Annotated in this window: 16 protein-coding genes and 1 pseudogene; 11 read left to right on the forward strand and 6 right to left on the reverse strand. The window is 61.7% G+C overall.

From position 1 onward, the window contains the following. Positions 1–81 precede the first annotated feature (81 nt). From AWC08_RS14240 to AWC08_RS14265, 7 genes and pseudogenes are all read left to right on the forward strand, one after another. Positions 82–300: pseudogene (locus AWC08_RS14240) on the forward strand (transposase); the annotation flags it as partial. A gap of 579 nt (positions 301–879) precedes the next feature. After that, positions 880–1,833, forward strand: a complete 954-nt coding sequence (locus AWC08_RS14245; protein ID WP_232008052.1) for a hypothetical protein — start codon at positions 880–882, stop codon at positions 1,831–1,833. Positions 1,834–1,943: 110 nt separating this feature from the next. Then, the gene (locus AWC08_RS14250; RefSeq protein WP_156803133.1) at positions 1,944–4,355 is read left to right on the forward strand and encodes a hypothetical protein; all 2,412 of its coding nucleotides are present in this window, start codon (positions 1,944–1,946) and stop codon (positions 4,353–4,355) included. Between the two features lie 172 nt (positions 4,356–4,527). Continuing rightward, the gene (locus tag AWC08_RS14255) at positions 4,528–5,079 is read left to right on the forward strand and encodes a uracil-DNA glycosylase family protein (RefSeq protein ID WP_083271316.1); all 552 of its coding nucleotides are present in this window, start codon (positions 4,528–4,530) and stop codon (positions 5,077–5,079) included. A gap of 362 nt (positions 5,080–5,441) precedes the next feature. Next, positions 5,442–5,996: a recombinase family protein gene (locus AWC08_RS14260; protein ID WP_232008051.1), complete on the forward strand. Its 555-nt coding sequence runs from the start codon at positions 5,442–5,444 to the stop codon at positions 5,994–5,996. Positions 5,997–6,001: 5 nt separating this feature from the next. Then, positions 6,002–6,169, forward strand: a complete 168-nt coding sequence (locus AWC08_RS36495) for a hypothetical protein (RefSeq protein WP_156803132.1) — start codon at positions 6,002–6,004, stop codon at positions 6,167–6,169. Between the two features lie 173 nt (positions 6,170–6,342). Further along, complete coding sequence (locus tag AWC08_RS14265; RefSeq protein ID WP_069434772.1) at positions 6,343–7,773, forward strand: ADP-ribosylglycohydrolase family protein; 1,431 nt, start codon at positions 6,343–6,345, stop codon at positions 7,771–7,773. Between the two features lie 397 nt (positions 7,774–8,170). On the opposite strand, the gene purB is transcribed toward AWC08_RS14265, so the two are convergent. Then, the gene (gene purB, locus AWC08_RS14270; RefSeq protein ID WP_069434771.1) at positions 8,171–9,460 is read right to left on the reverse strand and encodes an adenylosuccinate lyase; all 1,290 of its coding nucleotides are present in this window, start codon (positions 9,458–9,460) and stop codon (positions 8,171–8,173) included. A 205-nt stretch (positions 9,461–9,665) separates the two neighbouring features. Here purB and AWC08_RS14275 point away from each other — a divergent pair, with 205 nt between their 5' ends. From AWC08_RS14275 to AWC08_RS14290, 4 genes are read left to right on the forward strand one after another with little or no spacing between them, the layout of a single operon-like run. Next, positions 9,666–10,055 (forward strand): pyrophosphohydrolase domain-containing protein, encoded by a 390-nt coding sequence (locus AWC08_RS14275; RefSeq protein ID WP_197522039.1) that lies wholly within the window; start codon positions 9,666–9,668, stop codon positions 10,053–10,055. A 53-nt stretch (positions 10,056–10,108) separates the two neighbouring features. Continuing rightward, positions 10,109–11,554: an ImmA/IrrE family metallo-endopeptidase gene (locus AWC08_RS14280; RefSeq protein ID WP_083271315.1), complete on the forward strand. Its 1,446-nt coding sequence runs from the start codon at positions 10,109–10,111 to the stop codon at positions 11,552–11,554. Next, the gene (locus tag AWC08_RS14285) at positions 11,551–13,218 is read left to right on the forward strand and encodes an adenylosuccinate synthetase (protein ID WP_069434769.1); all 1,668 of its coding nucleotides are present in this window, start codon (positions 11,551–11,553) and stop codon (positions 13,216–13,218) included. The genes AWC08_RS14280 and AWC08_RS14285 overlap by 4 nt, the downstream gene beginning before the upstream one ends. 18 nt (positions 13,219–13,236) lie before the next feature. Then, on the forward strand, positions 13,237–13,893 hold the full coding sequence (locus AWC08_RS14290; RefSeq protein ID WP_069434768.1) for a DUF7002 family protein: 657 nt from the start codon (positions 13,237–13,239) through the stop codon (positions 13,891–13,893). A 331-nt stretch (positions 13,894–14,224) separates the two neighbouring features. Here AWC08_RS14290 and AWC08_RS14300 read toward each other — a convergent pair whose 3' ends face one another. From AWC08_RS14300 to AWC08_RS14320, 5 genes are all read right to left on the reverse strand, one after another. Beyond that, a complete protein-coding gene (locus AWC08_RS14300) occupies positions 14,225–17,296 on the reverse strand; it encodes a type I restriction endonuclease subunit R (protein WP_069434766.1) in 3,072 nt (1,023 codons plus the stop codon). 1 nt (position 17,297) lies between these two features. Further along, entirely contained in the window at positions 17,298–18,503 is a 1,206-nt protein-coding gene (locus tag AWC08_RS14305; RefSeq protein ID WP_069434765.1) for a restriction endonuclease subunit S domain-containing protein, read from the reverse strand. Next, entirely contained in the window at positions 18,496–20,010 is a 1,515-nt protein-coding gene (locus tag AWC08_RS14310) for a type I restriction-modification system subunit M (protein WP_085087900.1), read from the reverse strand. The genes AWC08_RS14305 and AWC08_RS14310 overlap by 8 nt, the downstream gene beginning before the upstream one ends. Positions 20,011–20,525: 515 nt before the next feature. Continuing rightward, positions 20,526–21,008, reverse strand: a complete 483-nt coding sequence (locus AWC08_RS14315) for a hypothetical protein (protein WP_085087903.1) — start codon at positions 21,006–21,008, stop codon at positions 20,526–20,528. Beyond that, the gene (locus tag AWC08_RS14320) at positions 21,001–22,212 is read right to left on the reverse strand and encodes a DUF3631 domain-containing protein (protein WP_142283580.1); all 1,212 of its coding nucleotides are present in this window, start codon (positions 22,210–22,212) and stop codon (positions 21,001–21,003) included. The genes AWC08_RS14315 and AWC08_RS14320 overlap by 8 nt, the downstream gene beginning before the upstream one ends. Positions 22,213–22,432 lie beyond the last annotated feature (220 nt).

Raw genomic sequence — 22,432 nt, forward strand, 5'->3', positions numbered from 1 at the left:
CCAACCGCGTCATGGACACCCTCCACGACACAAACCGCCAGGTCACCATAGGTATCCTAGGCAGAACTCCAGATAACTTGTGAACGACTCAACAAGGAAATCCGCCGGCGCACCGACGTCGTCGGAATCTTCCCCGACCGCAACGCCCTAATCCGCCTCGTCGGCGCGGTGCTGGCCGAACAACACGACGAATGGGCCGAATCCCGCCGCTACCTCGGCCTCGACGTCCTCAGCAAATCCCGCGCCGACCACACGCCATCAACAGAACAGGAGGACACCCCGGCGGCACTGACCGCCTAAACCACCAAGTCGAAGAATCACACGACGACGTCGTACACCACGTCCCTGGACTTGACCCCGTCTTTTGGTTCCATTCGTAGCCGTTGGGAGCTGCCAGATGAATATTATTTCTGCTTACAGGGAGGACTAGCAGCTATGACAGTTCGCACACTCATTGCTGGTTCCATAGGCACAATCTTGATGACCTGGGGGTGTCTGACTATCGGCGTCGTCGTTGGGGCCAACGCCGATCCCAATGCTCCGGCCAGTCCTTCCTACTGGGAGGGCTACAACGACATGCAAGAACTTGCGCCCGCACTCGGGATAACCGCCCCTAACGCAGATCTTTTCGGAACATGTTCAAGAATGCTGCAAAGCGCGGCGGCGAATAAGTCCGTTCCCAGCGGGCAGGACTACCTAGCCGGCTGCGTAGACAGCGCACGCCATTTCTTGGGCTATCCCGATGCGCCCCGGAGGTGAAGGTGCACTAGATCCGTCAGTCGGGTTCGCCTCGGCGTGCACCGATGGGCGGAGCTTGCGGTAGGTGGCGCGGCGCACACGAAAGTGCACCATCGCGAGCATACATGCGAGGATCGGGCCGTGGTGACCGTCGAGGATGCCTTCCGGTGGGCTCGCATCCATGCCGTGCGGCACATGGCCGCGTGCGAGAAGGCAAACCTCCGTTGGGGCGAAACGGCCATAACCGAGATAGTGATCTCACACGTTGCTGAAGCCGTGGCTATCCTACCGTTCACCCAAGCTGCTGAGTCCATCAGCGGCGCAGACTGGATCTGGTGGTGGGTCGACGCCAGTTCCGCGTACGGGATGCTGGTGCAGGCGAAGCGTCTGAGGGTCAGCAGGGGCAAATGGCGCTTTGACTTTGACTATTCAAAGGGGACTCAGCGGTCGAGGTTGATATCGACGGCGGAGGTTTTGGGCCTGACGCCGATGTATGCGCTCTACCTGGGCACGGGCGACTATCGGGGCTGGACGCCGTGTTCCGACGAACGCCACAGCAGACGATGTCTCCCATGCAGGAAGCGATCGGTCTCCCTGATGCCAGCGCTGTTGACTTACGGAGTGGTCCCCGAAGATCCAGGCGACATCTATGAACGCTCAACAGCCCTCGAAGAGCTGTGGACCCCCGATTCCACGGGAGCATTGTTCATACCGCCGCTCAGGGAGGAGATCGCGCCGGACCTTGTCGCTTTTCTAATGAACCCGCAGACAGGGACCCGTGCAGTGGCGAAGACATTGATTGAGCAGGTCATCAGGGTTCGCATGGGACAGTTCGGAGAGGTTATCGCTCCTGCGAAGGCGGCGCTACCCGACGGTAGCCACGACCGGCTCGGATCGGTCTTCCAGGAGCTACCCGCCGACACCGGCCACTGGGGCGTCCCCTATTTCGAGCGCATACTTGGCCCTCTGCTGCATTCTCCGCCCAGTTACGTGCTGGAACTAGAGTCAGGCGACTTCGATGCCGTCCACCTGGCGTCGACCTTGCCAGAGAACGTGGCAGGAATGGTAGTTGTCCGACTGCATCAGAATGGCTGAAACGCCCTGCCGCACAACAAGTGGCGACGTGGCCGCCGGTTCTCCCAGGCCTAACAATTAATTCTGAGCTGATGCGAACATCCGGCTTCGCGGGTGCGAAGCATGACAAGGTGACGTGTATGGAGCTTTGGCCACTGCTGACTGAGGATCTGTTGACGGGCGCGTACTCAATCGAGCGCCAATTGCGTCCCAGAGTCACGGCGGTTGCTGTCCGATCTGGGGCGATGCAGGACCTCCGAGAAGTAGTCGGCACTATCTGTACGCGCTGGGGCGGTGGTTTTTCACCATTGATCTCAGTCGACCCCGATGCCGCCAAGTTAGATGATCGCGTCGCGCGGGCACTGCTCGGCAGCAATATCGATGGGTTGGAGGGTCGCAAGCTCCTCTCAAAGGACATCGAGCAGCGCTACTCGGACCGATTTGCCGACGCTGCTCAATGGCTGTTGCGGCAGGTCGCGTACGTCAAGGACCAGAACCGGCCCATTGTCCAGACATGTCGTGGCGTAGCGGTAGACAATCCGTGGTATCCGGCTTACCTCGTCGTATTCGGCGACCTTCCCGATGTGCCAGATGCGAAGCGCAATAGCCAGAACGACCTCCGGGACGATCTGACTTTTCGCGACGTAGCCGACATCGCAGAAGTAGTTGGGGAACCCTCGCTGCGAGATCTGGTTCGTAGATTGCTGAATCTTCAACAGATGTCGGCGGTTGAGCTGACGAGACTGAGGCTGCCCACCAGTGCAATCGGCGGATACAACCAGGGGATGCCGACTACGTCCAGATTCACATGGGGGCACTCATCCGCGTTGACCCAATACGGTCCCAACCTTCTGGTTGTGTATCGGGCTGACAGCACCGAGGATCTCGCTCTCGTGTGGAATCTGCGGGCACGCTTTGCCCACCCCAATGGGCTTCCGCTCGCAATACCTTTTGGTCATTCAACTCGCGAAGACATCATTTCGCTGCGCCGGACGTCTCAGGTTCAGCGTTTCTTCGGTATGGGTCACAACCTTGGCATCACCTCCTTTTCGGTGTCACCGGACGAGCTCAATGCACTGTCTGCAGGCACCGGCTTCGACGTTCTTGACCCGTGGGATGTGGTCGGCGAGGTATATGGCTGTGGCGTTGCGTCAACGGAGATGGCCCAATTCGTCGACGGCAATGCGACGGTACCGAGCTTTTCGCCCACAGACATAGAGACGTTGGGGCAGCACTACTTGGGAAGTAGCGATGCGACCTGGCTGACTTTGACTACCGTTGTATCGGAGTGCCGTCTACCTCCAAGTCCGAGCATGAGACGCACCCGTTGGCAGGAGCCGGGTTACCTTCACGGCAAGGTTGTTCACGTAGGGAAGCTCGACGAGTTCGCAACTTTAAGGCAACCAGCAGGGCTGGAGGTTCTTAGGGCCTTAACCCGCGATCACTCGTTGCAGGCACGAGTGAGCACCCCTGGCAAGGCCGCCGAGAACCTAATGCGTGCGGCAAGAGCCGACTTATCAATGTTCGCCTATCCGGGCGTGAACTCGTTGCTAGAGGGGTTGGCGAGGCGGGGTCATGCGAGTTTGGTCAAGCGTCGCCTTAACCAGTTTCTCGAAGGCACCGACGTCATTCCCGGATCGGAGAAATACGAGATCTTAGCGGCGAGGTTGGACACTGCGTTGGGCGCACCCGACGTTGACGAGATCGGTCACATGAACTTCAACAAGATTGGCCAAACGCTGGGCCTTCAAGGCAAGTCGTTCAATGCTAGGCAGACAGCATCATGGATAGACTGGGCGGTCCGCCGCCGACTGATCCTGCGAGGTGTGCAGGCGACGTGTCGCAATTGCAAGCACGTGCAATGGCGGCCGCTGGGAGACGCGGTGCCCGAGTTGGAGTGCCTTGGCTGCGGTCTTCCCATTCACACGCCATTTGGTTCTCAAAAGATTGACTATCAGTACCGCGCGAGCGAGATCCTGCTGAGGGCGGTCGAGCACGATGTCCTTCCGCACGTGCTGTCGATACGCCATATCGCTGAAATCCTGGGACGACGCATGGTTTTCGGGGCGTACCCAGGAATTGAGCTGATGGAACTCGGTGGAAAGGAAGTCGTTGCCGAGTTTGATGTCGTCGTCATTCTCACCAACGGACGATGGATTGTAGGGGAGTGCAAGGTGAGTCAGCGTGGCCTCAAAGAATCTGAGCTGCAGAAGCTGTGGGCGACCGCCGATCGCGTGGAAGCGAGTGCAACTTTCGTGGCGACGCTAGATCGCGGGTCTGAATGCTCTGATCTGTGGCGCGAGCGTACGGACCCAAATGGGAGGCCACACTTCGCGCTGACCGCTGGCCAGCTTTACGATCTTGCGGCCTATCAGGCGTCCTACGGGGGCGATCTCTTCGGCTGGAGAGAAGATCTAGTCCGTCTGCTGCCGGACGCCGAGCTGACGCAGGAAGGGTTCGTACACAAGGCGTTCGGCGACTACCTGCTACACAGGACCGATGATCCCAGCAAGCGCCAACGTGCGCCCTGGGACGTCGATTAACCGAGATGCCTGTGATGATCTAAGCGATGGCAGGCAGTACGTGCCGCGGCGCTCGAAGGATGGTGGTATCGACTTGGTGAACCACACCAGGGCAAAGAACGCTAGCGCACCTCGCCAGCTGCGCATACGGGCTCTCAACAAGCAGATCGAGAATTGCCGGCTTTGCCCGGGAATGAATCAGCCCGGCGAAACCGCATCGGCTCCAGGCTGTGGTCCTGTGGACTCGCCCGTGATGCTTGTGGGCGAAAGCCTTTGCCACAAATGTATGGAGACGAAGGAACCTTTCACCGGGGGCAGCGAGCGGATTCTGAAGGCCAGCTTCAAGCTTGCCGACCTTGAAAAGGCTGACTTCTTCATTACCAATACAGTGCACTGTCACCCGCACTCTTCCCCAAAAGACAACCGCGACCCCGAGCAACACGAACTCGACAATTGCCGTGTTCATCTGCGGGCCGAACTTGACATTGTTGAACCTCGGCTAATCGTCGGCCTGGGACGGTTCGCAGAAGAGGCGCTGCGGTCTGAGGCCAAGGATCGCGGTTGGCGAGAGCTGCCATGGCCGTTGGTCAGATCCCCGCGAACCAGATCGGCAGAGGCTACCGCCCTGCTTTGTCTTCTGCACCCATACCGGGTGATGACGCGACCCAAAGATGAGCGCGACCAATACATTAGGGGTTTAGCGCGGGCGTTGCGGTGGGCTTTCCGTCAGGGATCGACAAGATGACGCCGACATCTGTGGGGACAGGTTGCCATTGCGGCGTCCGCTCGGGCCCGAAGGCCCAGCGTGCGGGTGCTGATCATCTGGGCGGCGACATGCCGACTAATTCCCGCGATGCGTTGCGCATCCCGCCAATGTGATGTGCGTGCTGCGGCTATGTCTCGAAATAGAGCACATTCGAGACGCTCTATCTGCCGGGAGGGGCCGCACGACTCGTCCAGGTGGCTGAGTCTCGAAAGTCCGTCTCCTTAGCCGTGTCTCACAATGATGTCTCACAATCATTGAGGGTCTAATGATAAGTGGTATAGTTATCTATGACTCAAAATCCCTTACCCGTGAAGGCCTTGGCCACAACTGGTGGAGCGCGTGTGGGTTACGTTCGGGTCAGCACCATTGCCCAGACGCTGGATCAGCAGAACGCAGCCCTGGCCACTGCCGGTGTGACGAAGACCTTCTCCGACACCATGTCGGGTGCCAGGGACGACCGTCCAGGCCTAGCCGCGCTGCTCGACTATGTCCGCGAAGGTGACACGGTGGTGGTCTGGAAGCTCGACCGCCTGGGGCGCAACACCCTCCACATTCTGGAAATGGTCAAGGCTTTGACTGACCGGGGTGTCACCCTGGTCTCGACCTCAGACGGCATTGACTCCTCCACTGCGGCTGGCCGGATGATGATCGGAGTTCTGGGGTCCCTCGCCGAGTACGAGCGCGAGTTGGTGAAAGAACGGACGGCCCTCAAGCGGGCGATGTCCCTGGCGAACGGCACGAAGTTCGGGCGGCGGAGGAAAGTGGCCGACTCGACCCATCTCGTCACGGCGAAACGGATGAGGGATGAGGGCCACACCGCCCGAGACGTAGCGAAGTACCTGGGCGTCAGCCGAGCCACCCTATACCGCTACCTCTCCGATGAGACTGCGGCGTAACGACAATGACTCCTCCACGCGGGTCCCAAGCCCAGTACTACATCCTCCCCAAGGACGAACCGACGATGGCCCTCAACATACTGCGGGCAGCTGCAGGTCTCGATCCGTTGGCCGCCAGCGACGACCCTGAGAAGGCGAACCTCCGCAGCAGTTGCCCGCCCGGCGAGACGTAGACCCGTAGGAGCGGGACCGTCCGAAACGCCCAACCGGCCAGGCGCGCACCGTCTTGCCCCTGGCGGCCTAACACTCAGCACCTCAATCAGAGCTTCGGTCTCGTCCCGCTGAAGGAACGCGACCTATCAATCCGAACCTGCCCATATGCCATTGGGCGAGAGGAGACTTCACCATGAAGCTGACCAACGCGCAACTTGACCGCGCCTGCGGTGCGCTGCTGGCTACCGCAGCCGGTGACGCACTCGGCGCGCCGTATGAGTTCGGCCCACCACGCGGTCCAGAGTTGGAGGTCGCGATGGTGGGGGGCGGTGGCTTCGGCTGGGAACCGGGCGAGTGGACCGACGACACCTCGATGGCAGTCGTCATCGCTGAAGTAGCCTCCTCCGATGTCGATCTGCGAGAGGAGCCAGCCCTCGACACCATCGTCAAACGCTGGCATCAGTGGGCTCAACGAGCTAAAGACGTTGGCATTCAGACACGCTCAGTGCTCAGCCAAGCTGGCCAGGGCGGCATCACAGCGCTGAAAGCACGTGAAGAATCTGCGCGGTTGCACAAGCTGACTGGCCGTACCGCCGGAAACGGGTCGCTGATGCGGACCGCACCCGTAGCACTAGCCTTCCTCGATGATGAGGACGTATTGGCTGAAGCTGCGCGCACCGTCAGTGAGCTGACTCATTACGACCCCGAGGCTGGCGATGCCTGTGTCCTGTGGTGCCTAGCCATCCGCAATGCCGTCCTCACCGGCGAGCTGAACGCCCGTATTGGTCTGCGGCACCTGGAAGTCGAGCGTCGGACCCTATGGGCGGGGCGGATTCACCAGGCGGACTTGATGCATCCTGCCGAGTTCACCAACAACGGATGGGTGGCGCAAGCACTACAGGCTGCCTGGTCTGCGATCTCGACCACCCCTGTCCCGCAGGATGACCCGGCCAAGGGTACCTTCCGCGCCGACCACCTGCGACTGGCCCTCGATGCAGCGGTCCGGGGTGGCAACGACACAGATACCGTCGCCGCTATCGCTGGGGGTCTGCTCGGCGCAACCTACGGAGCCTCAGCCGTACCCGCTGGGTGGCGGCGGAAGTTACATGGCTGGCCGGGACTGCAAACACGTGACCTCGTCGAGCTGGCGACCAGGATCGTGAAGGCAGACAACCAGTTCCGCGATGAGCCGTTCTGGATCACGCCAGTCCGGCATCCGTACGATGACGGGGTATGGCTGGGTGACCTCGCAGCGTTGCAGAGCCTCCCGCCGGGGGTGGACACGATAGTGTCGCTATGCCGTGTCAATGACGATGACCTGCCATCGGATGTCGAGCAGATTGACGTTTGGCTTAATGATGATGTTGAGCCAGACGCCAACCCCAACCTAGATTATGTGCTCACCGATACTGTGCGCCTTCTCGAGCAGCTACGCAGCGAAGGCCGTACCGTCCTACTGCACTGTGTGGCCGGTCAAAGCCGTACACCGACGGTGGCGGCGCTCTACGGTGCACGCATGCAGGGCCTCAGCGGCGCACGTTCGCTCGAGCAGATCACGTCCGAGCTGCCGAGTGCTCGGCCGAACATTGCGCTTCGTGAAGCCCTCGCACGATTAGCGCCGTGATCATCTGGCGAAGGCACGCATATCAGCTCTCAACGTTTACAGGATTAGTGACCCTTCCCAGGAGCTTGGGTTCATCGGCGTGCTGGCCGCACGGTCCCGGCATCATTTCGCTGTCGAGTGACACTGCGCACTGCCCGAGCAACATTAGATCAATGGCAATCCATCCAGCTATCACAGTCGATCTTGCCAAGACGCGGCGCGCATAGCGAAGCTCCGCCGATACCCAGAAGACAACCTCCCAGCCGAAGGTAAGTTCTTCTGTTCCTCCGAGTCGGCTTGCCGCAGCCCTTGTCGGCCCGGCGATGTCTTGCCTATCGCCAGGACCTCGAACGGAAGTTTCACCACACCAAAATGGCGCAACTGGTCCTAACGTAAGCCCACCACCACCGCATCGGCCCTAGAGAGTAAGAAGTTGTTCACGGACGTCAGCGAGGTCGAGCGGTGTGGGCGTCATCAACTCGCGTAGCCGGTCGGTGTCGAGGGCCATTCCCTGTGCTGCGGCAAACCTAACGATGTCGGTAGCGAAGTCAGTCCCGTCCTGGCTGCGCACTGTGCCCGCGATGATCTCGTGCGCAGTGACGTAAGGGATTCCCTGGTCTGCAAGCACTACCACCGCGCGATTGGTTTGCCGCGCCGTCCCTGCCCGAGACATGTTGAGAGACATCCGATCGCCGTCGACGGTGAGTCCGGCAATCAATACCGAGGTCTGTTGGAGGAGGTGTTCGGTAAGCCCAGCCGCGTCGGGCAGGCAGATTCGTTCCGCCGACGATTGCGAGATGTCACGTTGTTGCCAGGACACGACATTTTCAAGAACGGGTATCAGGTAGCCGCGCACCACCCTGGCCAGCCCGCAGATCTTCTCGGATCTGATCGGGTTCCGCTTGTGCGGCATCGCCGACGATCCGACCTGACCTGCGCCCGTCGGCTCGAAGACTTCGGCGATCTCGCTGATTTGGCCCAGACGTATTTCGGTCGCGATCGCCTCGCAGAGGGTGGCGATTTGAGCGATCTCGCACATCCACGACGCGATTCGATCACGCAGGACGATCTGACTGGATATCTCGGAACGCTGCAGCCCCAAAGATGCCAACGCGGCCTCTTCGACTGCGCGCGGCACGTTCTCATGCGTTCCCGTCGGGCCCGAAATCTTGCCAGCCGCTACATTGTTGGCCGCGACGATGAACCGCTCGCGGGCCCGTGCCGCGGCCGCGGCGAACTCTGCGACGCGGTGCCCCCAGGTGTCTTCGGTGGCGTGCTGCCCGTGGGTGCGGCCGATCCGCGCCACATCGAGGTGAGTCAGTGCGTGATCACGCAACGTCGAAACAAGTGTGTCCAGCTGACCCTGCAGGATGATCGAGGTCTCTTTGAGCTGTATTGCTAGCGCGGTATCGACGACATCGGAGCTTGTGAGTCCCCGGTGTATGCGCGATGCCAGTTCGACAGGCATGCCATCTGCCCATGTCTGAAGGAAGGCCGCGACATCGTGCGCGGTCACGGCCTCGCGTTCGCGCACCTGCTCCAACGTCGGCGCCGGCACGCCATCAGCCAGGTCGGCGACCTCTGGTGGAAACATACCCAGGTCGCAATAAGCTCTGACAACGGCCACCTCGACACGATGCCACAGCTCGAACCGCTGCTGGTCGGACCAGATTCGATTCATCGCTTCCGACGTATAGCGCGCCAACATCGGTCATCTCCCGTCGCCGTTTTGACATGTAATTCTCTGGGGCCCGGGCTATCACGCTGCTGGCCCACGGTATGGCAGAGTATGTGCCATGGCACGTACCGCGGAACGGGTCATGCCCCCTAGCGGAGCTAGTTCGCGCAGGTTCGAAACGTATGAGGTTGACGGCGCCCGTCCCGCGCCACTCAGCGAAGCGATGCAATGCGTTATGCAGTTCCACCGCGCATTTGGCCTTCCAGGTGCCGCTCGGCCTTGTGTCGCTCAAGTTCCACCACAGCTGTTCGAATTGCGTATTGCGTTGTTGGTCGAAGAGGTGCAGGAGTTCGCCGATGCCGCGCGCAGCGGCGACATAGTGGCGTTGGCCGACGCCCTCGCCGACATTGCCTATGTGACCTATGGTGCGGCGCTGACGTACGGCATCGACCTCGACGCGGTGTTGCGTGAAATCCACCGCTCTAACATGAGCAAACTCGGCCCAGACGGTCGACCCGTCATGCGTTCCGACGGTAAGGTGCTGAAACCCATCACCTACCGGCGACCGGATGTGAAAGCGGTGTTGGCAGTGCAGCTTCCGCTGCCGTTCGAAGACACGCTCTGAATCTGATCCCATACCAGCTGAGGCTGTCAGTGGAGTGTCTTAGTCTTGCTGACATGGCCGACCGATCCTCGGCGTGGTCCAACCCGTCCGTTCTGGCATTCGCGGGCGGCGCTGACCCGCTGCTCAGGGCGCGCGAGGTGGCTACGCAGCTTGCCTCCATCGCGCGTGCACGTGATCTCCAGGGGCCGCCGGTGGACGTGTTAGCCCTCGCGCGGGCAGCTGGCATCAACGTGCGCGCGGTCAACGAAGTCGCCGACGCGCGCATCGTGGTCGAAACGGCCGGAGCCAACCAGGCCGGGACCCGACCTGATCAAGAAGATTTCAGCACATTTCCGGATGGCACGGAGGGGTTGACCATCGACTACAACCCGAACCGGCCGCGTGGTCGCCTGCGCTTCAGCATCGCTCACGAGCTGGCCCACGCTTGCTTTCCGGGCGTCGGCGACCAGGTCCGTCACCGCACCGGACCCGGGGCGGTCGCAGACTCCGAGCGGGGCGACAACTGGGAACTCGAACTGCTTTGCAACGTCATCGCCTCCGAGTTGCTTCTGCCGGATGACGCGGTCGCCGGCCTGCTTAACATCGCCACCGACATCGACTTCATTATGGAGACACGGCGACGCTGGGATGTCTCCGTCGAGGCGTTGTTGCGACGTTTGACTCGGGCCACCCCTCGCGCACTGACGATGGCCGCTATCAGCCACGTCGGCCACAACGGGGAGAAGGCTTTGCGTCTGGACTACGCCGATCACTCCGACGGGACACCGGACGCCAGCGCACTGCGGTCGCTCAAACACGGCCAATTCCTGCCCGGAGCCGAGCTGTTTCTCGACTGCGTTGCCGTCGGACAAACCGTGCGCGGAGCGGTCCAGATCGGACCCGATGTGTTCGGAGCACAAGCCGTCGGCGCCCCGCCATACCCCGGTTCGCGCCTCCCGCGCGTGCTGGCGCTCCTTGAAGAACCTGACCAGCCCGATGCCCATCCTGAGATTGCCTATGTGACAGGGGATTTGCTTCAGCTCGATGCAGGTGCTGAGCCCGTTGTTATCGCACACGTCGTTTCCGACGCAAGCCACACGTGGGGCCGGTTCAACGTCGGCGCCTCGTTGTCCGCCACATTTCCCGATGCGGCGCGTGCCTTTCGATCATGGGCTATTGCCGATAGCCAGAACCTGAGGCTGGGCCGGGTTCATTTCCTCGACCAGACGCTGCGTGGCCGGGAAATCACCGTCGCGAGCATGGTGGCCCAGCACGGATTCGGTCCAAGCGTTAGTGTTCGGCTGAGGTACGACGCGCTAGCTGAATGCCTAGACACAGTCGCCGAGCGGGCGTGCCAACAGGGGGCTTCAGTACATATTCCGCGAATTGGGTCCGGACAAGCAGGGGGCCGCTGGGATGTCATCGCAGATCTGATCGATACCCATCTGGTTGCCCGCGGCGTCAATGTCACGGTGCACACTAAGCCCAGCTGGCAAAGTGCGGCCGGTCAGACCGGATGAGTGATCATGCCGACGGGAGCATCGGGGCAGCTTCGGCTGTGCCGAGGATCGTCGTAGTCAGCGGTCCGGTCGGCGCAGGCAAGTCCACCCTGGCGGATCGCCTTCATCGCCGGTACGGCGCCGTGCATGTCCGCACACCCGACATCATGCGCGACATAGCCATAAGCCGTGGTTTCGCGCTTTACGGCGAGCGGCGGGCGATGCAGGACTTCGGCGATCAACTCGACCGCGACACCGGCGGCAGCTGGGTATCGGACTGGCTTTCGGAAAAGATCGCCGACGGTGAGGTCATCGGCGAACTGATCGTTGTGGACGCGGCCCGCAGAGCGGAGCAAATCGACCGGTTGCGCGAAGCATTTCCCGCTCGGGTGAGTCACATTCACCTGCAAGCGTCCGAAACTGAACTGTCCCGCCGATACAGCGAGCGCGACAGCGAGCTGCAGGAGCTGGAAAGCTACGCCGAGGTTCGAGCGAATGAGACGGAAAGTCAGGTCAGCAGCCTCGAGGCCGAGGCCGACGTATCTATCGACTCCCAGCGGTGCACGATCGGCGATGTCGAGATCCGGGCTGCGGCGGCACTGCGCCTGTCGTCGCCTCACAGCGGCCAGTTCGTTGACGTCATTGTGGGAGGGCAATACGGCAGTGAAGGAAAAGGCAACATCGCCTACTACCTCGCTCCGGAGTACGACGTTCTCATGAGGGTCGGCGGACCCAACGCCGGCCACAAAGTTCCGACCGACCCGGTGTACACCCACCGGCTGTTGCCCTCCGGAACCCTCGCGAACCCGGAGGCACTGTTGGTCATTGGACCTGGTGCAACGCTGGACCTTAAGGTGCTGACCACCGAGATCACCGAATGCCAGGTCGAAGTTGGGCGGCTGTGTATTGACCCTCAGGCAATGATCATCGAGCAGGCCGACCTGGAAGCCGAAGAGGCCCTCGTGGACGAGATCAGCTCGACAGGCAAAGGCGGCGGCGCAGCGGCCGCTCGCCGAATCATGGGTCGACGTCGCTCCGACCCGCCGGTACGCCTGGCCCGCGACGTTGAAGAACTCAAGCCGTTTACCCAGAGGCCCAGCGGGGACCTGCTCGAAGACGTGTTCCGCGCCGGCAAGAAACTGCTTCTCGAAGGCACCCAGGGCACCGCCCTGAGCCTGTTCCATGGGTTCTACCCGCACGTGACAAGCCGAGACACGACCACCGCCGGATGCCTTGCCGAAGCTGGGATCGGGCCGCACCGGCTGCGGCGGGTCATCATGGTGACCCGGACCTACCCGATTCGCGTCGGCAACTCCTCGACCGGAGCCACGTCAGGACCCATGTCGCAGGAAATCGACTGGGATGTGATCGCCGAGCGATCAGGCATACCCGAAGAAGAATTGCGGGCCGCCGAACGCGGGTCGGTCAGTGATAACAGGCGCCGCGTCGCTGAGTTCGATTGGCAACTGCTCAAACGCGCTGCCGAACTCAACGGCGCAACCGACATCGCGCTTACATTTGCGGACTACCTACATGCAAAGAACAAGGACGCTCGGCGCTACGACCAGCTTGACACTGTCACCATCCACTTTATTGAAGAGGTCGAGCGAGTGGCGGGCGCTCCGGTTTCGCTGATCGGGACCCGCTTTCACCCGCGCAGTGTCATCGATCGACGCGAATGGTGATTTCGCACAAGGAAACTGATGCATCGAGACCAACTCGTTGAGCTTTATCCCCAGCTCTTTCACATGGCGTGCGCTGGAAGTTGGGCCGCCATCAAAAGCCACGGCTTGTGGACCACCCAACAAATCGTGGAGACATCCGCGGGGGCGTTCGAGCGCTCCGTGCTGATCGAGCGGCGACCACGGTCCCTCACCGCTAACCACCCGACCCTCGGCACCGTGACGATCCGGGACCAGGCGCCACTTAGGCTGCAATTCCTCGAAGGCTGCCTCACCGATATGTCGGTCGAGCAGTGGTTAGCGATCCTGAACAACCGTGTCTTCTTCTGGCTGCATCCGGCGAAGCTTAACCGGCTCTTGGACGCTCAGCGTTACCGAACGTTCGAACAAGATGTGCTGGTGATCGACACGAAGAGCATCCTGGACGCACACGAGGAAAAGGTGCGGCTATCCCCCATCAACTCCGGCGCGACCCTGTACCCAAACGCCCCGCCCCGCGGGTCCGATACCTTCGCCACGATCGACGGGTACCCATACACCGACCGCCGCCGCACACGCACGGTCGTGGAGGCCGTAACGGAACTGGCAGTGGTCGACGGCGTCCATGACATACGTGACCACGTGATCCGCATCGAGCGTCGCCGCGGCAGTGAAGTCCTCGACCAGCATTCTGTGTGACGGATAGGTTCGTACGGGTCCTTGAGATCTTCGCCAGCTACAAAGCGCCGCACCGCACGGACTTTGCGCAGCAGCTCGAAGTTCTGGTGCAGGCGCAGCCAGGTGAGCCCTTCCGCGATGTGTTCACCTTCTGCAATAAGCACTCTCATGGTGAGGGCAGCGAAAGCGTTGACGTACTCGACGCGCGAGCAGTGCACGGACAGATCCGTCGGTGCATGCAGTTCTTGCGAGAGTCCGACCTGACGCACTTCGAACGCATGTGTACGGCGGCCGGTATCAATCCGACGAGCCTTCCCTAGACATTCCGACCGGCGCACCTCGCTGGCGCGCGCTAGTAGTTCTCGCGCACATATTGATAGACCCGGTCGAATAATTCGCCCTTGATCGGCAGGGAGTAATTCTTGAGCACAGCGCGTAGCTCCCGACGGACGGACTTGTCACCAGAGTCGCTCGAAGTCCAGCCTGTGTAGGCGACTTCAACGGCGATCGCGTCGATGCGTTCGACGATCTCCGGAACGATCTTGTGCAGCCCTTCCGGCGTGTTCTCCTCCACTATCTGCGTAAGAACGCCCCTCTTCGGATCGGCGAGGCGCTCCAATGTCTCCTCGTCGCCCTCCTCGGCTGCGCGGTCGGCCGCGACAACGTCCTGGGCGACTTTGAGCGCTTCCTCCAGGAACGCGAGCGAATCCTCTATGTTCTCGATCGCCTTGGCCCGGAGCTTCTCAATGCGTTCGGCCAGCGACTTGTACACAGGGTTGTCGCCCTCCGACAGCCGGCGCTTGAGCCTCGCTTCGATCGAGTCCAGCACGTCCTGATAGACGTCGCTGTCCCCTTTGACTGGCGAATCGTCCGGGAGCTTCAACTGGGCCGCGATCCTCCGCAGCAGCGCCAGGCCTGCGGCGTCGAGGGTGACCGTGCGTGATGCCATCGACTTCACGGCGACCTCATTCATGTGACTGTGGATGAGTTCCGTGGTCTTCGCGCCGAGGCGGGCCCACAGGAAAGTCTTGGAGACGTCCTTCGGGCGGATGGACTCGTACACCTTCGCGAGCCAGTGGTACTGCTGCTTGAAGGGCAGCAGCATCGGGTGGGGGTCGAGAAACTCCCACACGGTCTGCAGCGCCACGTAGCCCTCGACGAACTCCGTGCGCTGCGAGCTGTCTTCGGGGATCCGCTCGTGTGCTTCAGCGAGGGACTCGAAGGTGCCGTCGGTGGTGTCGATGCCGGCGAAGAGATGGAGGAGCTTCGTCAGGTCGGTGACGAACTTGCCCGCCAACTTGGAGGCGTCGACAACATTGAGTTCGTTGTCCTCGTCCTTGCCAGCGTTTGGGCCTGCGATCGCGTTACCGATGGCCTTGGCGAGGCCGATGTAGTCGACCACGCGCCCGTAGTCCTTGCGCTGACCCGTGATTGGGTTCTTCCACGGGCGGTTCGGTCGGGTGATCGTCTGGAAGAGGTTCGCGTCCTTGGCGGGTTTGTCGAGGTACAGCACACCCTCGATGGGCGCGTTGAACCCAGTCATCCACTTCGCGGTGACCACGACGAACGACATCGGGTCGTCGACTTTTTTGAAGCGGCGCTTGAGCACTTCTTCCTGCTCCGGGGTTAGCAGGTACTTCTTGAACTCCTTCGGCGTGTCCTTGCTGTCGGCGACGTGCATCACCACGCCGACCTCGCGCAGCTGGCCGTCGGGCATCAGCGCTTCGCGACGAACAAGCTCAGCTTCGATGGCACGTGCGTAAGCGATGACCAGGGACTGGTTGTAGGCCACGACTTGTGCCTTCTGCCCCAACGGGGCGACGAACGTCAGGAAGTGGTCGACGATGTCGGCGCACACTGCCGCGACGCGGTCCGGGTTGGACAGGATGGTCTCGATGTGCGAGGCCTTCCCCGAGAGGTACACCTTCTCGTCCTCGTCGAGGTCCTCCTCCGCTGCCAGTTCGTCGAACGCTTCATCCAGTGCTTCCTTGTCGAGGCTGAAGCCGACGGACCTGCCCTCCACGATGACAGGCTTGGTGAACCCGTCGGCGATCGACTGCTCCGGTGTATACCGCGACATGACGAAGTCCGGATCCGACGGATCGCCGAACAGCTTGAAGGTCGAGCGATCCTTGTCCTGGATCGCGGTGCCGGTCGCGCCGAAGAATTTTGCGTTCTGGACCGCATCCCGCCATGCCTTACCGAATTTCCCCTCCTGCGAGCGATGTGCCTCGTCGACGAGGACGATGATGTTCGCGCGGTCGGTCAGGTGCCCCGCCTCGGCGAACTTGTGCACCGTAGTGATGACAACTCCTGGCTCATTGGCCCGAAGCAGAGCGAACAGCTCGCGCCGATTCTTGGGCACGCTCATGCGCGGCATACCGGCAGTCTCGAACATCTCCGCAGTCTGGCGTACAAGGTCCTTGCGGTCCGCGATGACGATCACCGTAGGCGCGCCACCGAACATCTCGACGACTGCGTCGTCCCTCAGCAGCCGCGCTGCGGCGAAAGCCATCAGCTCGGTCTTGCCCGAGCCCTGGTGGTGCCAGATCAGCCCGCCGGGTCGGTCGGCAAGCACCTTGTCGTGGATCGCCAGCGCCGCCTCGAACTGCGGGTAGCGCGGCAGGAACTTGATGTCGACCTCGGATGCATCCCGCGCGTGCCGGAACATCACCAGGTCCTTGAGGATCGACAGGATCGTCTCCGGCCGAAGCAGCAGCCGCGCTGCGCGCTCGACGCGGGCCGGGCCGGTCACGACCTTAGGGTCGTCCTCGGTCGAGCCCCACGGTGCCCAGATCTCGGAGTCGGGGTCGGGGGCTGCGCGGATCGGAGCCATCCTGAATTCGAGTCCCTCGGTGGCGACGTTGAATACATTGGTGGCAAAGAAGTTCGGGTACTCGTCCTCGTACACATCGTGAATGTCCTTCGCAGCGTTCACCCATGAGACGGCCTGCTTGACGGGCGTCTTCGTCTCGGCGACGACGAGCGGGAACCCGTTGGCGTGGTAGACGATGTCGAACCGCCGGGTCTTCAGTGCCCCGGCGATGGTGACCTCGTCGGCGACGACGAACCGGTTGTTCTCCAGGTGCTCGAAGTCGATGAGTCTGCGGGGCACATGCTTGCCAGCGATGGTTGGAAACGCATGGTCGCCGCGAAGCATCACGGTGAGCCGTTCGTTGGCAGCGACGAGGCCGTTGTCAGCATCAAGGATCGCCTGATTGACCTCATGCATTACGAGATCGGCTGATTCCAGATCGTCGACGAGCTCCGGGTTCAGCGCGAGCAGTGCCTCCCGGGCCCAGGGTTCGACAACTACGTCGTGCTCGTCGCGCGGCAGCTCGCCGCCCGGCACGTATTCCCAGCCGGACTCCTCCGCCCATTCGATCAGTGACCGCTGGATTGTGCTCGTCTCTGTCCAGCCCATGTCAGAGCACCTCCTCCAGCAGTATGTCGTAGGACGAGGGGATCTCGATTTCCTGATTCAGTAGAGAAGAAAGGAGAGCGGAGCGGAAGGAGCGCAGTCTTGCGAGCTCACAACGCACCGAGGTCAATTGGGCGCCTAGGGAATCCAACTCCAACGCGATTTCCCGCTGCCGCGTCAAGGAGGGCAATCGCACTGCCATCTGGCTCGACCGCTTCGCACTGATGTGCTTAATGTTCGTGCCGCCTGCAACATCGAGGAATCTGCCCGCTTCATATGCCCACAAACACCACTGGAAGGCAAAGTCTGGAGTACAGACCTCAGCGATTGCACGGAGGCGAAGTAGGGTCATCTGGAAGCAAACCGTGCCTGAAATCTCATTGCGCCACATCGCTGGCATCCCCACTGCCTTTGGGCTGGCGCTTCCTTCGGATACCAAGACGTCACCATTTCGAAGGCTGAACTTTTCGCGTTCGTGCGGCTCGTAGTTCATCTCAAGTACATCCGATAGATCGAGTGATCCGTATCCGACATTGGCTGAGCGCAGGTAGCGCGTCATGTGTGGCCCGTTGGCCCGATCTGGGGTCCGTCGCACCCCTGTCGAGAATTCGAAAGCCTGGTGGGCGCGCACCTCGGGAACCGTTTCATCGTTCACTAGTTGCGATCGTCGCGCGCGAGCCAACCGAGTCAGACTGTCGGCCTCCGCCGCCAACGCATTGATCTGCGCGTCCACCGCTAACATGACGTCAACGATGCGGCGCTGCTCCACCGGCGGCGGCACAAGAACAGTCGCAGCCTTGAATACCGGCACCGTCGTTCGCCGACGACGCTGAATGGACCCAATGGCCGTGCTGTTGAAGTACGGGGTCAGTTGGCCACTCGCCAAGACCAGCCCCCAAAATCGGGCGTCGTGATGTTCCCGAACTCGGAAGATCGGGTACACCGGAGATGTCACGCCGGCCGCTGCGCCCAGCCATTGCCCAACCGCCCCTGTCCACAGAAGATAGGGATTCCAGGCGATGTCTAGGGGCTGAACAACCTTGTACTTCACGGTGTCGTCGGTTGCGATGCGCTTCTTGAAAATCTCGGTCTGCGGCACGATGCCGCGCCCCTCGGTGACGCTAAGAACGAGTTCGACAGCCCCCGCGGTATTGCGGTCATTCACCTCGGTTAAGACATCAGCAAGTTTGCCAAGCGGCCACTCACTCACCGGCCACCTCGAACATGCTCAGGTCGATGCCCGCCGCGGCGAGACGCTGGAACATGACGGCTTCGGTGTCGATGCGGCGCTGGCGTGCGTCCGCATACGCGACAAGTGTGGTGCCCAGGTCGGCGGCCTCTTCAGCGGCAACCTTGATGTACCGTCCGATGTTCAGGTCGAAGCCGTTGTCCTTGATCTCGTCGAACGACACCAGCCGGACGTGCGCGCCGCCTTCGCCGTCGGGGTCACGACCGGTGCGGTAGGCCTCGACGAGCGTCTTAACGTCGTCCTCGGACATGCGGTTCTGGTTCTTGCCCTTGTCGAACCGAGCCGACCCGTCGACGAAAAGCACCTGGTTCTTACGGTCATCTGGTTTCCGGTCGCGGAAGATCAACAGACAGGCCGGGATTGTCGTCGAGTAGAAGAGATTCGGAGGCAGCCCGACGACGGCCTCGAGGAGGTCCTTCTCGATCAGGCACTGCCTGATCCGACCCTCTGCGCCACCGCGGAACAGCACGCCGTGGGGCATGACGACGCCAGCCCGGCCGGTGCCGGGCTTCATAGAGGAGACCATGTGCTGCACGAACGCGTAGTCGCCGTTTTGCGCCGGCGGGACCCCGCAGAACGCTCGTGGGTCCGCCGGCCATCGGTCCGCACCCCAGTTCGTCAGCGAGAACGGCGGATTGGCGATCACCGCGTCAAACCGGCGAACGGCACCGCTGGTGTCCTTGAACGCCGGCGCGCGGAGCGTGTCGCCGCGCTTGATGTCAAAGTCCTCGATCTCGTGCAGGAAGAGGTTCATCCGGGCGATCGAGGAGGTAGTGAGGTTTATCTCCTGGCCGTACAGGCGCAGCGTGCGGTGGTCCATACCGGACTCGCGCAGCGCGTTGATGGTGGCCACCAGCATGCCCCCCGAGCCGCACGCCGGGTCGTAGACGGCCTCGCCCGGATGCGGTTCCAGGATCCCGACAAGTAGGTGCACGACCTCGCGCGGTGTGAAGAATTCGCCTGCCTTCTTGCCGGACTCGTCGGCGAAGTTCTTCAGCAGGTACTCGTACCCGGCGCCGAGTAGGTCGTGGGAGACGGTGGACGGGTCGAGACGGATCTGGTTGAAGGCCTTGATGAGGCCCAGCAGCGCCGACTGGGGAATGCGCTCTTGGTTTCCCCACGACGCATCGCCGAAGACGCCAGCCAGCGAGCGCGGGTTAGCCTTCTCAATCTGCTGGAACGTTCGCGCAATCTCGGCACCGAGGTTCTTGACCTTGGTCGTGACCTCGGACCACAGCGTGCCCGCCGGCATCTCGAACCTGTGGAAGTCGGCCTCGATCTCGTCGTCGAGGTCGTCGCCGTAATCGTCGAGGGCTTCATTGCGCTCGTACGCCCAGGTGTCGGAAATCCACTTCCAGAACAGCATCGGAAAGACGTAGGTCTTGAAGTCGGCGGGGTCGACCGGTCCGCGCAGTGCGTTGGCCGCGTCCCACAGCCGCGTCTCAAGTTCTTGCTGGGTGATTGTCACCGGGTGCGTGCTTCCTTCGGTCGGTTGAACTCCTTCATTTCGGAGCCCTCGACATTCTTTCAGCGGGCCGCGGCCTACCCGGCAGGCCGCGCCGAACGGTCAACACAACCACATGACTGCTTCGTGCCAGGCGGTCCGGATCGGCGATACCTCAGCTTCAGCGACACGCACGCCGACCTCATCATCCACCTGTCCTGTCCGGGGCATAACCGTCGTCTCGGCACTCGGCAGATGTGGTGCGACCACGCAGAAGTGTGTACAAGCCCGGACGGCTGTTCAAACGCCGCACGTTCCTTATGTTGAGCACTCAAGCAGCGTTCGCCTTCTAAAATGGACCTTCAACTGGCGATATGTCGCCAGCCTGCGCCCGCTAACCAGCTGTTTCCTAACGCGAACTTGTGCGGGTCGGTTCCCGTGCCGGTGGCGCGGGCTTGATCGGGGGACTCGGCTCCTGTGTCGGCTTGCGTATTGGCGTTGTCGGCACCCTGATGACGCGCCGGCGCGGTTGCCCGATGTCACCCATCCCGCATCCCCTCTAGCAATTGTTGTTTGTTTAGTGCCAGGTGTAGCCGGATCATCACTTCTCTGTCGAAGTACCGGCGAGTTCCCGGGGCGCTGGCCACGCACGCCGCTACCAATTCGGGTTCGTCCTCTGCACACCACCACGCCACGATCTGCGCCGCGTTGGCCTTAACCCCGTTCTCACCTTCGATGGTCAGGCCGTCCATCCGAACAACCGCGACGATGCGGCGTGCGAAGTCTCGGTACTGGTTGAGTAGCTCCTCGACGGTCCAGAAGGCGTAGACGCCGCACGTGCAGTCGGCGGAGGGGACCTCGTGGTCGGGGTCGTCGGGGCTGCACAGGCAGATCGCCTCGCATTTCCCTTCCTTCCAGTGCGATCCACATTGGGCAATGGACGTCAACCTGCCGTCCTTTACGGCGAAGGTGCGCAGTGCGTGGGCGTCACCGACTTCGATGTCGGTCGGCAGATCACTCATCGTGGTATCCCTCGTCTGCAGTGGGCATAGCTGATGCAGTTGCACTTACGGGGTAGCGTGACCAGGCGTCATCAAAGTACTCACGCCGGTAACCTTTGGTGACCTTGGCGCCGATGCGCTGGTCTTTGTTGATCTGGTGAATGCCGTAGCTGTGCAATATGCGGGCCAGTCTCTTGCCGTCGAGCCTGCGCCAACGCTGGTCCCTGCTGGATAACTCGGCCAGCAGGGTAGTGGTGAACACCACTTCTGTCGCCAAGTCATCGAAGACAGCCTTGATGTCGGCCAGCAGATCGATGCCGGGGCTGGGTGTGTTCTTTACTCCGTCAGCAGCTACAGCAGCTACAGCAGCTACACGCGCCCGTTCCGGCCAGTGCCCGCCCGCTAGTTCAGCGACCGCCAGCAACGGGTGCCACACGTCGGCGTCACGGTCCTCAATCCCCTCGGGCAACACGGGCTGATTTAGTCCCATGCAGTCCAGCGCGTAGCTGTGGACGAGTTCGGCCCAGCACTGCAGTGACCAGCGGATCGCCTGGGCCTCGGCCTCATGCTGGTGCCGGTTCCACCGCTCGACCTTTTCCTCCGGACTGCGGCGCTGCATCGGGATAGTGATGGAACGAGTGCGGATAGTGGCCGGTACGTCGTCAATCGACATCTTCCCGGCCAGCGCCATCGGGGTGTACAACCGGAATTCTTTGACCTTCTTGCCCACTTTGCGAGCAAGCTTCTCGTTACGGTCGTGGCCGGCGTTGATCAGTCGGCGCATCTCTTCGTTACGGATTCTGCCGGTTTCGGCGCTGCCGAAGACGGTGTCGAACTCGTCGAACAGGACCGTCGGTCGACCACCCTCAAGCTCAAGCGCTTGGTCTATCGAGTGATATAGAGCAGCCGGTGTCAGATCGGCGACGTGGTCTGGCCGGGGCACCAGCTGGCTGGTAACCATCAGGGCACGGGTCTTGCCACTGCCTGCTTCTGGCGAGGTGAACAGTAGGCGCGGGGTGTGCTCCCAGCAGTCCATCAACCAGCAGTGCGTGCACCACAGCACAAGCGAGTGACGTGCGTAGTCGTTGGGAAGGGCGAGGAACCGTGCTGCGAAGCTGTCGACGAGATCAAGTACTTCCGCACCTAAGTCCGGCGTCTCTTGGTAGGTGGCACCCTCTAGCAGCAGCCATCTGATGTGGTCTGCCAGATTGTCGTACATCGGCATGGAGTTAGTGCTCACGTCCACTCCATAAAGCCGAGGGTCCGCACCACCGAACCTCCGCTAGGAGGCGGCCGATCCCGGTTATCATGACCAGCACCCTTGCGCGAGCATCAGGTGGCACTCGAGGCAGACGGGGGGCTCTGGTCGCTCGCCCCTGACAATTGGCTTTGCAACCGCAGCGGGGGTAATCGGTGGGGCTCGCACCAGCTATGCAGCGCACCCG

The sequence above is a fragment of the Mycobacterium gordonae genome (assembly GCF_002101675.1).
Classification (GTDB): Bacteria; Actinomycetota; Actinomycetes; order Mycobacteriales; family Mycobacteriaceae; genus Mycobacterium; species Mycobacterium gordonae.

Coding starts and splice junctions, on each gene's coding strand:
- AWC08_RS14255 (WP_083271316.1), top strand. CDS start 4,528: ATGAATCAGCCCGGCGAAACCGCATCGGCTCCAGGCTGTGGTCCTGTG.
- AWC08_RS36495 (WP_156803132.1), top strand. CDS start 6,002: ATGACTCCTCCACGCGGGTCCCAAGCCCAGTACTACATCCTCCCCAAG.
- AWC08_RS14265 (WP_069434772.1), top strand. CDS start 6,343: ATGAAGCTGACCAACGCGCAACTTGACCGCGCCTGCGGTGCGCTGCTG.
- purB (WP_069434771.1), bottom strand. CDS start 9,460: ATGTTGGCGCGCTATACGTCGGAAGCGATGAATCGAATCTGGTCCGAC.
- AWC08_RS14275 (WP_197522039.1), top strand. CDS start 9,666: ATGCAGTTCCACCGCGCATTTGGCCTTCCAGGTGCCGCTCGGCCTTGT.
- AWC08_RS14280 (WP_083271315.1), top strand. CDS start 10,109: ATGGCCGACCGATCCTCGGCGTGGTCCAACCCGTCCGTTCTGGCATTC.
- AWC08_RS14285 (WP_069434769.1), top strand. CDS start 11,551: ATGAGTGATCATGCCGACGGGAGCATCGGGGCAGCTTCGGCTGTGCCG.
- AWC08_RS14290 (WP_069434768.1), top strand. CDS start 13,237: ATGCATCGAGACCAACTCGTTGAGCTTTATCCCCAGCTCTTTCACATG.
- AWC08_RS14300 (WP_069434766.1), bottom strand. CDS start 17,296: ATGGGCTGGACAGAGACGAGCACAATCCAGCGGTCACTGATCGAATGG.
- AWC08_RS14315 (WP_085087903.1), bottom strand. CDS start 21,008: ATGAGTGATCTGCCGACCGACATCGAAGTCGGTGACGCCCACGCACTG.
- AWC08_RS14320 (WP_142283580.1), bottom strand. CDS start 22,212: ATGCCGATGTACGACAATCTGGCAGACCACATCAGATGGCTGCTGCTA.